Source organism: Achromobacter aegrifaciens (genome assembly GCF_902859735.1).
Classification (GTDB): Bacteria; Pseudomonadota; Gammaproteobacteria; order Burkholderiales; family Burkholderiaceae_B; genus Achromobacter; species Achromobacter aegrifaciens.
In genome coordinates this window covers 812,209-824,972 of the sequence record NZ_CADIJY010000002.1, presented here as the reverse complement: position 1 = coordinate 824,972, position 12,764 = coordinate 812,209, and the positions used below count along the sequence as shown (strand labels likewise).

The window sequence follows — 12,764 nt, the reverse complement described above, 5'->3', positions numbered from 1 at the left end:
CCGCTACTTCCATTCGAACACGGCGCGCGCGGTGCCAGAGTTCTGCACCGAGACTTCGCGCTGTTGGGCCTGGCCGTTGTAGGTCGCTGAAATCCTGTAGTTGCCGGCCGGCAGCTTGACCAGCATGTACGGGCCTTCGGCAGTGGTTTGCAGCACGGACTTGCCCTGCGCATCGCTGATGGTGACGGCGACATTGGCGACGTAGTCTGCCTGGCCGCCGCGTTGCGCCGCGAACGTCAGCGCCAGCGGATAGTCCTTGGCTGCGGCCTTCATGGCTTCGGATTCGTCCAGACCGATGCCGCCGCTGACGTATTGCACCGAACCCTGCTGCTGCACTGCCGGCATGCCTGCCTGGGCGGTGGACAGGACGCCGGCAAAGGCCATGCTGCCCAGCGCCATCGCGGCGGCCATGGTGCAGCGTTCTAAACGCTTGTTCATGAGACTCTCCTGAATAGGACGATCTGCGCGGTGTCGTGCGCGCATGAACATTTCGACCCGCATGCCGGCGCGGAGTTCGCACCCGCGGGTCTCCGATATCAACCGATTGTTTCCGCAGCCTAGGTAAGCGTACCGCGTGCCGCGCTCCAGGAAAATGTCAGCCGGCTTTCGCCGCTGACCGAGCCGTCCGGGGCGAAGCGCCTTTCATCCAGCTGTCCGGCGCCATCATCGCGCAGCGCCAGTACGCTGGAACTGCGCGTGCCATAGTTCGGACTGACGATGAACGGGCTGCTCAATAGCCTTTCGCGATCCAGCGGCAGGCCGGTGGCGGGCAGGTCGGCGTCGTCGGCGGGCTGGCGGTCGGCCAGGGCGGCCATCAGCGCGGGCAGGTCGGGCTGCGGCCCGCTGCGCAGCACGGCCTCGAAAGCCGCCTTGGTGCGCGCCAGCTTGGGCCAGGGCGTGTCCAGCAGATGGTTGGACAGGGCATAGACGCCCGGAGCCAGGCGCCGCGGGCCGCCGTCGCGGTTGCTGAGATACCAGGCTTCGCGCGCATCGCCCACGATCAGGTTGAAGCCGTTGTAGGCCTGGCCGGCGGCATGCACTTGCGCCAGGTAGTCGGCCGGGGAGACCGTGCCGCGCAGATAGTCTTCGACCAGCGCGCCGCGCGAAGGCGCGTTCTCGATCATCCTGCCCGGCTCGCGAAAGTTGGTCACTAGCGCATGGCGTCCGCCGGTCGTCGCGCCCATCCAGCTGCCGCCGGCCAGGCCGTCGCGGCCGGCGTAGACCTCGGGGGCGTCAGGCCATTGCGCGGCGGGCAAGGTGGGGCGTTGGTGGAATTCGTCGCGGTTGGCGGCGATCAGGACGGGGATGCCCGGCAGGGCATGCAGGGCCAGTACGGCAAGACACATGGTTCAGACCTGGTTGGCGGGTTTGTCGGGGATGGCTTTGCCTGGCGCGGCCGCGAAATCCGGGCCGGCCAGCGCGGCGCGCAAGGCTTCGATCTGGGCGGCCACGTCGCGCAGCGCGGGGGCGGGCGAGGCGATGGCGGCGGCCGGCATGGCCGCGCCTTGCGCAACGGCGGCGCTCATCTGGTGCAGGCTGGCCGCCAGTTGCGCCAGCTCCGTGGCGCTAGGCGCGGCCTGGTCGGCGGGCAGCGACCAGGCCGTGTCGGAAATGGCGTTGGCCACGCGTTCCAGCGCGACCTCCACCGGCCACCAGGCCAGTGCGCGGCGGCTGACCAGGCGCGGCTCGGACAGCCCGCGCTGCAAGGCGATGCGCAGATCGGACAGGCGTGCGTAGGCGCTGGCGCGCAGGTCGTGGCGGCTGGTGGGATCGGCCTGGAACACCGTGTTCAGGTAGGCGGCCAGCGTGTCCATGGCGGCGGCGACCGCGTTGTCCAGGTTGCCGCGTTCTATCCGTATCCATGGCAAGTAGCCCACCAGCAGCACGATGCCGGCGGCCACGGCCACATCGATCAGGCGCGCCAGCGCGATGGGCCAGCTGCCTGGTTGCAGCGCGCCGATCAGCAGCATCAGGATGGGCAGCAGGATGGCGGAAAACAAGCCGTAGTTGCGCCGCACCGACCAAGGCAGCAGGGACGCCAGCCCCGCCACCGTGAGCAGGCTGACGATGCCGTTGCGGTCCAGCGCCAGCACGGTCGCGCTGATCGCTACGCCCACCACGCTGCCCGCGCAGCTTTGCAGCGCCCGCGCGAACACCGAGCCGAAGTTGGGCTTGAACACCACCACCACGATCAGCGGCACCCAGTAGGAACGCGGCAGCGAGGCCGCCAGCGCCACGGCCTCGGCGGCGATCAGGCACAGGCCCAGCCGCACCAGGTAGCGCAAGGTGGTCGGCCCCGGCCGGTAAGTGCGCGCCAGCACGCGCCAGGGCGTGCGGGGCCGCGCCGGCGGCAGGCCGGCAAAGGCGTCGGCTTCGGAAAGCGCGCCGCCGTCCAGCAGGGGCTGCACTTGGGCCAGCGCGTCGGCCAAGGGGGCCATGTCCACGTGGCGCAAGGCCGCGATGTCCTCGCGCGGGTCCGGCGTTGCGTCGTTTTCCACGCGGTCTGCGAGCCGGTTCATGACCCGCGCACAGTCGCGCGGCAGCACGCGTCCGGCGCGGGCCAGCTCCAGGGCGGTGTTGGTGAGAGGCGTACAGGCTTGCAGCTGGGCCGCCAGCCGGGCCAGTCGCGGGGAGGGGCCGGCCGCGCTGCGGCGCGCGGCCAGCACGGTGTCGTAGGCGGTCGTCATGGCCGCTTCCATGTCGCGCCGCGCGCTCATGGTGTGCGAGGTGCCGATGGCGGCGAACATGGCCGCCAGCTTGCGGTAGGCCATGGCGACGGCGGCGCGCTCGGGCGCCGTCGGGTGGACCACCCAGCCCGTCAGGGTCAGCGCCAGGCCGAACAGGCCGCCGGCTCCCACCAGCACCGAAGGCAGCCAGGGCGGCAGGGTGGACGTCAGGCTGGCGCCGACGATGACATAGGCGGCGAATTGCAGCGTGGAGACGGCGGCGATGTTGTTGAAGGTGCCGACCAGGCTGGCCGCCAGCACCAGCAGCGTCATGGCGGCGGACGTCCACAGTCCGTGCCCTGCAATCAGGGTGCCGAGGAAATATCCCAGCGCGCCGCCGAACACGGTGGCGCCGATGGACAGGGCGCGGTTGCGGTATGGGCCGCCGTTGTCGCCGGTGATGGCGGGCAGCGCGCCTAGCGCAACCAGGGCCGCCGCCGCGCTTTGGTCCAGCGCGAGTCCGACCGCCGAAGGCAGGCCGATGGCCAGCGCGGCGCGCAACGCCACCCAGCGGCTGACGGGCGAAGGCTCCATGTGCGCCAGGCTCATCAGCCAACGCATGTTGGCGTTGCGCGCGGCATGTTTCAGCGAGGAACGGAACACGGCGGCCTCGTGGCGCGGCCTGGGGATCAGGCCTTGATCAGCGGCGCCTCGTCGGGCGCGGCCAGCCGGAAGTAGTCTTCCGTATTCAGGAGGATGGAGGCGTCCAGGCGGCCGGCGTTGAATACGATTTCACCGTGGCGCTCGCGCAGGCTTGGGTCCACCAGCAGGTGCAGGTCCGGATTGAAAGTGAAGGGCGGAATGGCGCCGATCTCGCAGCCGGTGAGTTCTCGCGCCAGGTCCTGCGACGCCAGCGAGGCCTTCTTGCCGCCGGCCGCGCGGGCAATGGCGTCCAGGTCGGCCTGCTTGTCGGCCGGGAACACCGCCAGCACGTTGCGGCGCTGGTTGGAGGATATCTTGACGCGGCAGACCAGCGCCTTGGCGCCCTGGCTGACCTCGGTGCCGCGGATCGCGGCGACTTCGACGGAGCGGCCAGCCGCGGCGTGTTCAATCAGGCGGTAGCGGGCCTGGTTCTGGGCAAGCAAGGCTTGCAGGCGTTCGTAGACTTCCATGTCGGGGCGCGTAGATCGGGATGTGGCGGGGCGCAGGCCGGGAGTCGGCCTCGTACGCCGCATGATACGCCCGCCGCGCGGCGCCGCGGCGGCGCGTACGCTGATCCGGGCCAGCCTCCTCAGATTTCTCCGGTAAAGGCGTAACCCCAGCCCCAGACGGTGCGGATCGGCAATTCCAGGTTCAGGTCCTGGGCCTTGCGGCGCAGGCGGCTGACCAGCACGTCGGTGCGGCGCATCGATTCGTGGCCGCCATGCGAATCGGTGATGGCTGCGTCGGCGCGCGGCAGGCGCTTGTCGGCGGAAGCCGTCAGCTTGAGCAGGAACTCGCGCTCGGCCAGCGTCAGGGCCAGGCGCTTGCCTTGCGGGCTGACCAGCGTCCAGGCCGCATCATGGAATTGCCATTTGCCTGCCGCGTCGCCTGGCGCCGGCTGCGCCGGGCGCGGCTCGGCGTCGACGGCGCGCCGGCCAGGCGCGGGGATGCGCCGCACCAGCGCCTGCAACGCGGCCGCGATTTCCGTTGCGCCCGCGTCAGAGGGCAGGCAGACGTCTGCGCCGCAGTGCAGGCCGAGTATGCGATTTTCGGGCGAGTCGAAGGTGGAGATGGCGACGATGCCCGCGGTGGTGTCCAGGGCGCGCAGGCCAGCCACGGCCATGCAGAGTTCGGACAGCTCGGCTTCCATCACCAGTAATGGGGTGCGGCGGGCCTGAAACAGGCGGAACAAGTTATTGGAGTCTTCGCACAACCGGGGCGAGAAGCCCATTTCCGCCAGCGCCGCGCCGCGGTGCGCGCGCACTCCGGGATCGGGAGAGAAGACGATCAGGTCTAGTAGGTCATTCATGAATCGTTGTGATCTGTGCAGCATGAGCGCATGCATGATGCATCGGATACAGCGATTTCCTAAACCCCGCACAACGCCACTTTATTACCCGAATTCTCGGGCAAGGTTACGCAAGGCGCGTCGCGGCACCGTTATGGTGCGTCGGCGGACGTTTCATTCCACCAACCGCCGCCCAACGCCTGCAACAGGGCGGCGGTGTCGGCGTGGCGCGCCGCGTCCGCGGCGGTGCGCGCAATGCGTGTCTGAAGCAGTTGGCGCTGGCTGTCCAGCAGGCTCAGATGGCTGATGCCGCCGGCCTGGTAGCGCCCTTGCGCGATGCGCTCGGCCTGGTCGGCGCGGCGCCAGGCCTCGTCGCTGGCCAGGTAGGCGTCGCCGTCGGTCTGCACCGCGCGCAAGGCGTCGGCGACCTGCCGGAAGCCCTCTAACACTGTTTGACGGTAACCGGCCGCGGCCGCGTCGTAGGCGGCCTCGGCCGAGCGCGTGCGCGCGCGCAGTTCGCCACCATGGAACAGCGGCTGGACCAGGCCCAGGCCCAGGCTCCAGACGTTCAGGCCATCGGACAGGTCGCCCGCGCGGGTGCGTTGCGAGCCGAAGCTGGCGGTCAGGGTGAATTGCGGATACTGATTGGCGACGGCCACGCCGACATTGGCCGAGGCCTGATGCCAGAGCGCTTCGGCGGCCAGGATGTCGGGCCGCTGGCGCGTCAGGGCCGAGGGCACGCCGGTGGGCACGTCGGCGGGCAGCGTCAGGTCGGCCAGCCGCAAGGGCGCGGACCGCAGCTCGGCTGGCGCCAGCCCCAGGTAGGCGGCCAGCTGGTGCGTGGCCTGCGCCAGCTGGTATTCCAGCGGCGGCAGCGTGGCCCGGGTCTGCGCGACCAGCAGCTCCTGGTTGCGCAGATCGGCCTCGGACACGCCGCCCGCCTGCTGGCGCTGGCGCATGATGTCCTGCTGCCGCTCCTGCGCCGCAAGCAATGCCCGCGTGTCGGCCAGGCGTTCGTTCAGGTCGGCCTGGCGGATGGCGGCAGTGACCACGTTGGCGGCCAGCGACATGCGCGCAGCCTGCAGCTCATGCGCCTGGTAGTTCACCTGCGCGCCCAGGCCTTCCAGCGCGCGGCGATTGCCGCCGAACACGTCCAGCGTGTAGGACACGTCGATGGACGCGTTGTAGAGCGTGAAGGGCGGGGGCTGCTCGGCCACCGGCACGCCGAAGGCTGCAGGGTCCACCTTCTGCCGCGTCACCGACAGGTTGCCGTCGACCTGGGGCAGCATGCGGCCGCCGGTTTCGGCGTTCAGGTCTTCATTGGCCTGGCGCAAGCGGGCGCGCGCCTGCTCCAGCGTGGGGCTGGCCTGCAAGGCCTGCCGGACCAGCTGGTCGAGCGCTTCGGAGCGGAACAGCTGCCACCATTGCGCGGGGATGTCGACGCCGTCCTGCAGGCGTTGCGCGCCGCTGGCGGCTGAGGCATCGCGAGGCGCGGCGTAGGCGTCGACCCGCGGCGGCGCCGGGCGCTCGAAGTCCGGCCCCACGGCGCAGCCCGCGAGCAGCGCGCACAGGACCGGCGCAGCCAGGCGCAAAGGCGCGGCGGCGGACGGGAAGGGCAAGGGCGTGGAGCGGGACATGGCGGTTCAATCCAGGGTGCGGCGGTAGAACTTCACGGCGGCGGTCATGACGACCACGGTAAACACCAGCAGCGGCCAGATGCTGGGCCACAAGTCCCACCAGCCGTTGCCTTTGAGCAGGATGCCGCGGATCAGGCGGTTGAAGTGGGTCAGCGGCAGCAGGTTGCCCAGGTATTGCGCCCACATCGGCATGCCCTGGAACGGGAACATGAAGCCGGACAGCAGCATGTTGGGCAGGAAATAGAACATGGTCAGCTGCATGGCCTGCAACTGGTTCTGCGCCAGCGACGACAGCGTGATGCCCACGGTCAGGTTGGCGGCCACGAACACCAGCGCAGACAGGTACACGGCCAACAGCGACCCCTGGAACGGCACGTGGAAGACGAAGTGCGCGGCCAGCAGGATGATGCTGGACTGGATCAGGCCTATCGCGATGTACGGCACGATCTTGCCCGTCATCACTTCGATGGGCAGCACCGGCATCGCCAGCAGGTTTTCCATCGTGCCGCGTTCGCGCTCGCGCGTCATGGCCAGGCCGGTCATCATCACCAGCGTCATGGTCAGGATCACGCCCATCAGGCCCGGCACGGTGTTGTATTGCGAGATCTGCTCTTCGTTGTAGAGCTGGTGCACCAGCACGTCGAATGGCGGCTGGCCGCCGGCCAGGCTGGCCAGCGGTCCGGTCAGGTCCTTGGTCGCCACGGCCTGCGACAACTGCGTGGCCGCGCCGATGGCCAGTCCGGTCGCCATGGGGTCGGTGGCGTCGGCCTCGATCAGCAGCGCGGGGCGCTCGCCGCGCAGCAGCTTGCGGCTGAAGTCCGGCGGAATGGTCAGGACGAACAGGACGCGCCCTTGCGCCAAGGCCGCGCGGCCCGCTTCTTCATTGTCCAGCTCTTCGATGATGTGGAAGTAGTCGGACGATTTCATCGCCGCGACGAAGCTGCGCGTGAACGGGCTGTGGTCGGCGGCGATGACCGCTGTCGGCATCTGCTTGGGATCCGTGTTGATGGCGTAGCCGAACAGCGCCAGCTGCATGATGGGCAGGCCCACGATCATGCCGAAGGTGATACGGTCGCGGCGCAGCTGCAGGAACTCCTTGAGCACCATGCTCCACCAGCGCGACCAGGAAAAGCCTTGCAGATGGCGCATCATGGCGGGCTCGCGAAGTTGTCGGTGGAGCGTTTCATCAGGTAGATGAAGACATCCTCCAGGCTGGTGGCTATGGGTTCCAGGGTCAGGTCCTGGCCGGCGATGGCGTCCCTGAGCGTGCGTTCCAGCAGGGCGGCGTCGCGGCCGCTGATGTGCAGCGCCGAACCGAAGGCCACGGTCTGGTCCACGCCCGGCGCGTTGCGCAGGCGCTGCGCCAGAGGCACCAGGTTGTGGCCGTGGATGGCCCAGGTGGTCAGGCCTTGCTCGGCGATGACGTCCTCGGCCGTGCCTTGCGTCAGCAGCCGGCCATAGGAGATATAGGCCAGCTTGTGACAGCGTTCGGCCTCGTCCATGTAGTGCGTGCTGACCAGCACCGAGATGCCGCGCGCCGCCAGTTCATGCAGCTGCTCCCAGAAGTCGCGCCGCGCGGTCGGGTCCACGCCCGCGGTGGGTTCGTCCAGCAGCAGCAGCTTCGGCTGATGCAGCAGGCAGGCCGCCAGCGCCAGGCGCTGCTTCCAGCCGCCGGACAAGGAACCCGTCAACTGGCCGGCGCGGCTTTGCAGGCCCAGGTCTTCCAGCGCGCGGTCCACCGCCGCGCGCCGTTCGGGCATGCCGTACATGCGCGCCACGAAATCCAGGTTCTCGCGGATGGTCAGGTCGTCCCAGTAGGAGAACTTCTGCGTCATGTAGCCGACGTGCCGCTTGATCTGCGCGCTGTCGCGCAGAATGTCGTAGCCCAGGCAGGTCCCGCTGCCCGAATCCGGCGTCAACAAACCGCACATCAGCCGGATGCTGGTCGTCTTGCCGCTGCCGTTGGGGCCCAGGAAGCCGAAGATCTCGCCTTCCCGCACTTGGAGCGACACGTCGTTGACGACGTGCTTGCTGCCGAAGCGCTTGTTCAGGCCGTGCACGTCGATGACGTATTGCCCGGCGGATGCTTCCTGCGTGGCGGCGGGCGCGCTCATTGCAGCACCGCTTCCACCGGCTGGCCCGGATGTAGCCGCGTGGCGGCTTCGGGCGCTGGCCGCGCCTGCACCATGTAGACCAGCTTGCTGCGGCTTTCGCGGCTGTAGATCACGGGCGGCGTGTACTCGGCCTGGGTCGATATGTAGTCGATGCGCACGGGGATGGGATCGCCGCAGCCATCGCAGCGCACCGTCGCCTGTTGCCCCACCTTCAGCGCGCCCAACGCCGTTTCCGGAACGAAGAAGCGCACCTTGATGTTGCCCGGCGGCAGCAGGCTGACGACCGGACTGCCGGCAGGCACCCATTCGCCCACGCGGTAGAGCGTGTCGAACACCAGCCCCGCGGCCGGCGCCGCCAGGCGCTTTTGCGCCAGCGTCCACTCCGCCTGGGCCAGCGCGGCGCGGGCCGCATCGACTTGGGCGGCCTGGGCGCGGCGCTGGTCGTCGCGGCCAGGCAGGCGGGCCACTTCCAGCTGGGCCTGCAACTCGCGCACGCGCGCCGCGTCCGATTGCGCCTGTTCGCGGCTGTCGTCCAGCTGCGCGCGCGCGATGCCGCCGATGCGGAACTGGTCGGTATCGCGCCGCAGTTGCGCCGCCGAGCGGCGGCTGGCCGCCTCGGCCTGCGCCAGCTGGGCGCGGCTGACGTCCACTTCGGGCGGACGCTTGCCGGTGGCGATGTCTTCTTCCTGGGCCACGGCGGCGGCCAATTGCGCGCTGGCCTGGTCGCGCGCCGCGGTTTCGCGCGTGGCTTCCAGCGCGAAGAGCGGCGCGTCGGCTTGCACCTGCTGGCCGCGCCGCACCGGCAGCTCGGCCAGCCGGCCGGCCTCGGACGACGCCACGTAGACATATTCGCCTTCGGCGTAGCCCTGGAAGAAGGCGCCGTTGTCCTTGCCGCAACCGCCCAGGGCAAGCAAGGCCAGCGCAGAGGCGGGCAGGGGGCGGCGCAAGACGGAAGGGATGCGCATGGTCAGCGTCCTGGAGTGGCGGGAGTCGGGGCGGACGGCGAGAACAGGCCGCCGGTGAGCATGGCGATGGCGTGGGCCGCGATCGCGCGGGTGTCTATGGACTGCGGCTGCGCGGCGTCCTGCAGGACGCGCCGCCACAGGCCGGAGGTGGCCAGCGGCAGCAGGGTCAGGCCCAGGACGGACAGAAAGACCAGCCGCGGTTCCACGTCCGGGGTGATGGCGCCCGCGCGCTGGCATTCGGCGATGAGGCCGATGAAAGCCTGCAGGCGCTCGACGGGCAGATGGCGCAGCACGCGTTCGCGCAGCTGGCCGCCTTCATTCACGACCTCGTGCAGCCACAGGGCCGGCAGCCAGGGCCGTTCGACCGCGCTTTGCACCAGCCGGCCCACGACCTCGGCGATGAAGGCGCGCGCGGCAGCGGCGGGGTCCGCTGCGGGAATCTGAGGTTGTGGCAACGGCGACCAGACGTAGCCGATGACCGGCACGATCCGCTCCTGCACGACCGCGTCGATCAACTGGTCGCGGCTCTTGAAGTAGTAATGCACCATCGCCGTGGTGACGCCGGCGCGTTGCGCAATGTGCGTGAGCGTGGTGGCCGCCACGCCCTGGGCCGCGAACAGGCCGGTGGCGGTGTCCAGCAGGTTGGCGCGGGCGGCGGCATTGTCGGGTCGCGGCGGGCGGCCGGGCCGGCGGGACGGGGTAGAGGGAGCGGAACGCATGCCGCGTATGTTAATTAAATTATTAATTAATTAAAAGAGGGGCGCGCTTCAGGGTTACACGCCGGATGCGCCGGCTTAGATGGTGTAATGGGCCGGTACCCCATCCCGCCATCCGGGTTGTGTGCGCCAGGCCCGGGCGGCTTTCTTGCAGGAGGCTGGACCGTCATGCCCCAATCGTCTTCCATCAACCGCCGCATCGTGCTTGCCGCGCGCCCGCAAGGCGAGCCGGCAGACCGCGATTTCCGCCTGGAAACCGGCGAGGTGCCGCAGCCCGGCCCCGGCCAGGTGCTGCTGCGCACCGTGTACCTGTCGCTCGATCCCTATATGCGCGGCCGCATGAGCGACGCGCCGTCCTATGCCGAACCGGTGCAGGTCGGCGGCGTCATGGTCGGCGGCACGGTGACGCGGGTCGAAGCCTCCAACCATCCCGACTACCGGCCAGGGGAGTGGGTGCTGGCGCAATCCGGCTGGCAGGACTACGCCCTGTCCGATGGCGCCGGCCTGCTGCGGCTGGGTCCCAATCCCGAACACCCGTCCTATTCGCTGGGCGTGCTGGGCATGCCCGGCTTCACCGGCTACATGGGCTTGCTGGACATCGGCCAGCCCAAGGCGGGCGAGACCGTGGTGGTGGCCGCGGCCAGCGGCGCGGTGGGGGCGGTGGTCGGCCAGATCGCCAAGATCCATGGCTGCAAGGTGGTCGGCATCGCGGGCGGCGCGGACAAGTGCCGCTACGCAGTCCAGGAACTGGGCTTTGACGACTGCCTGGACCACAAGGCGCCCGACCTGCCGGGCCGCCTGGCGCGCGCCGTGCCGCAGGGCATCGACGTGTATTTCGAGAACGTCGGCGGCGCGGTCTTCGACGCGGTGCTGCCGCTCTTGAATCCGCGCGCGCGGATACCGGTCTGCGGCCTGATTTCGGCCTACAACGCCACCAGCCAGCCGCAAGGGCCGGACCGCCTGGGCCTGCTGATGCGCACCATCCTCACCAAGCGCCTCAAGATGCAGGGCTTCATCATCTTCAACGAATACGCGCACCGCTACGGCGAATTCCGCGAGGCGATGGAAGGCTTGATCAAGCAAGGCCGCATCAAGTATCGCGAGGACGTGGTCGATGGACTGGAGAACGCGCCGCGCGGCCTGATCGGGCTGCTCAGGGGTGAAAACGCCGGCAAGCGCATTGTGCGCGTCGGCCCGGACGAAAGGAGCGCCACATGAACATCCTGATCGTGCTGACTTCCCACGACACGCTGGGCAACACCGGCCGCAAGACCGGATTCTGGCTGGAAGAATTCGCTGCGCCGTACTACGCCTTCGTCGACGCGGGCGCCAAGGTCACGCTGGCTTCGCCCGCAGGCGGCCAGCCGCCGCTGGACCCCAAGAGCGACGACCCCGACGCCCAGACCGACGACACGCGGCGCTTTCGCCAGGACAAGGACGCGCAGCGGCAACTGGCCGCCACCTTGCGGCTGGCGCAGGTGCAGGCGGCCGACTACGACGCCGTGTTCTACCCGGGCGGCCACGGCCCCTTGTGGGATCTGGCGGAAGATCCCAATTCGGTCTCGCTGATCGAGACCATGCTGGCGGCGGGCAAGCCTGTTGCGGCCGTATGCCATGCGCCCGGCGTGCTGCGCCACGCCAAGACGGCCGACGGCAAGCCGCTGGTGCAGGGCAGGCAGGTCACCGGCTTTTCCAATGCCGAAGAGGCGGCCGTGCAGTTGAGCGACGTGGTGCCTTTCCTGGTCGAGGACGAGCTGAAGAAGTTGGGCGGGCAGTACAGCAGCGGCCCGGACTGGCAGCCGCACGTGGTCGGCGATGGCTTGCTGGTCACGGGCCAGAATCCTGCATCTTCCGTCGGCGTGGCGCAGGCGCTGCTGGACAGGTTGAAGGATTGAGCGCTGGCGGGCCGGACCCGGTTCCCGCGGGATGCGGGGGCGGGTCCGGCTCTGCTTTGCCCTGGCGCGCGGCATCTGATCGGCAAGGATTGCTGCGCAATGTGTCAGAATCGCGACCTTTTGCTACAGCGCAAAGCGGCAAGAGCCCATTGCGCGCGATGACCGATGCCTCCAGACGTACCCGAATATCCCGCTGGCTCCTGCGTGGCGGCCTTGTTTGCCGCCATGCGGGCGCGCGACCCGGCCACCGGCCGCCATTCCGAAAGAGTTGTTGCGCTGAGCGTGGCGCTGGCCCGGGCCTGCGGCCTGCCGGAATCCGAACAGGAGGCGGTCGCGGTCGCTGCCCGCCTGCATGACATCGGCAAGATCGGCACGCCGGATCGTGTGCTGTATTCGCCGAAGCGGCTGGACAAGGACGATTGGGAAATCATGAAGGCGCACGCCGCAGTGGGCGCCGACATCATCATGCACAGCGACATTCCGCAACGCGAGCTGATCGCGCGGGCGGTGCGCCATCATCACGAACACTTCGACGGTTCGGGCTATCCCGCAGGACTGGCGGGCGAGGACATTCCGCTGCATTCGCGCATCATTTCGCTGGCAGATTCCTACGACGCCCTGGGCGATGCGCGTCCCTACCATCCTGCGCGCACGCATGCGGAGATCATGCGCATCCTGAACCAGGAAGCCGGCGCCAAATGCGACCCGGCCCTGTTGCGCACGTTCGAAGCGATGATCGCGAAGAGCCCCCTAAGGGTTCCGTAGCGCAGATCCCGTCAGC

At 69.2% G+C, this 12,764-nt stretch carries 13 protein-coding genes; 3 read left to right on the top strand and 10 right to left on the bottom strand.

From position 1 onward, the window contains the following. Positions 1-3 precede the first annotated feature (3 nt). From HV766_RS09760 to HV766_RS09715, 10 genes are all read right to left on the bottom strand, one after another. Positions 4-438, bottom strand: coding sequence for a carboxypeptidase-like regulatory domain-containing protein (locus HV766_RS09760; RefSeq protein ID WP_054453848.1), 435 nt, complete (start codon positions 436-438; stop codon positions 4-6). A 119-nt stretch (positions 439-557) separates the two neighbouring features. Further along, positions 558-1,346, bottom strand: coding sequence for an NRDE family protein (locus HV766_RS09755; RefSeq protein WP_119448986.1), 789 nt, complete (start codon positions 1,344-1,346; stop codon positions 558-560). A gap of 3 nt (positions 1,347-1,349) precedes the next feature. Beyond that, positions 1,350-3,329, bottom strand: a complete 1,980-nt coding sequence (locus HV766_RS09750) for an FUSC family protein (protein WP_054453852.1) — start codon at positions 3,327-3,329, stop codon at positions 1,350-1,352. Between the two features lie 26 nt (positions 3,330-3,355). Continuing rightward, positions 3,356-3,838 carry a YbaK/prolyl-tRNA synthetase associated domain-containing protein gene (locus tag HV766_RS09745; RefSeq protein ID WP_054453853.1) on the bottom strand — a complete coding sequence of 161 codons (483 nt, stop codon included), beginning with the start codon at positions 3,836-3,838 and terminating at the stop codon, positions 3,356-3,358. A gap of 119 nt (positions 3,839-3,957) precedes the next feature. Then, positions 3,958-4,677 (bottom strand): response regulator transcription factor, encoded by a 720-nt coding sequence (locus HV766_RS09740; RefSeq protein WP_175181042.1) that lies wholly within the window; start codon positions 4,675-4,677, stop codon positions 3,958-3,960. 131 nt (positions 4,678-4,808) lie between these two features. Further along, positions 4,809-6,293, bottom strand: a complete 1,485-nt coding sequence (locus HV766_RS09735; protein ID WP_175181041.1) for an efflux transporter outer membrane subunit — start codon at positions 6,291-6,293, stop codon at positions 4,809-4,811. A 6-nt stretch (positions 6,294-6,299) separates the two neighbouring features. Then, a complete protein-coding gene (locus HV766_RS09730) occupies positions 6,300-7,445 on the bottom strand; it encodes an ABC transporter permease (RefSeq protein ID WP_054453857.1) in 1,146 nt (381 codons plus the stop codon). Then, positions 7,442-8,407, bottom strand: a complete 966-nt coding sequence (locus tag HV766_RS09725; RefSeq protein WP_054453859.1) for an ABC transporter ATP-binding protein — start codon at positions 8,405-8,407, stop codon at positions 7,442-7,444. The genes HV766_RS09730 and HV766_RS09725 overlap by 4 nt, the downstream gene beginning before the upstream one ends. Then, positions 8,404-9,372, bottom strand: coding sequence for an HlyD family secretion protein (locus HV766_RS09720; RefSeq protein WP_175181040.1), 969 nt, complete (start codon positions 9,370-9,372; stop codon positions 8,404-8,406). The genes HV766_RS09725 and HV766_RS09720 overlap by 4 nt, the downstream gene beginning before the upstream one ends. Before the next feature lie 2 nt (positions 9,373-9,374). Further along, complete coding sequence (locus HV766_RS09715; protein WP_175181039.1) at positions 9,375-10,091, bottom strand: TetR/AcrR family transcriptional regulator; 717 nt, start codon at positions 10,089-10,091, stop codon at positions 9,375-9,377. A 165-nt stretch (positions 10,092-10,256) separates the two neighbouring features. Between HV766_RS09715 and curA the strand changes: the two genes are divergently transcribed. From curA to HV766_RS09700, 3 genes are all read left to right on the top strand, one after another. Next, on the top strand, positions 10,257-11,306 hold the full coding sequence (gene curA, locus HV766_RS09710) for an NADPH-dependent curcumin/dihydrocurcumin reductase (protein ID WP_054453869.1): 1,050 nt from the start codon (positions 10,257-10,259) through the stop codon (positions 11,304-11,306). After that, a complete protein-coding gene (locus HV766_RS09705) occupies positions 11,303-11,983 on the top strand; it encodes a type 1 glutamine amidotransferase domain-containing protein (protein WP_175181038.1) in 681 nt (226 codons plus the stop codon). Before curA ends, HV766_RS09705 begins: the two co-directional genes overlap by 4 nt. A 165-nt stretch (positions 11,984-12,148) precedes the next feature. Continuing rightward, on the top strand, positions 12,149-12,748 hold the full coding sequence (locus HV766_RS09700; RefSeq protein WP_054453873.1) for an HD-GYP domain-containing protein: 600 nt from the start codon (positions 12,149-12,151) through the stop codon (positions 12,746-12,748). Positions 12,749-12,764: the final 16 nt, after the last annotated feature.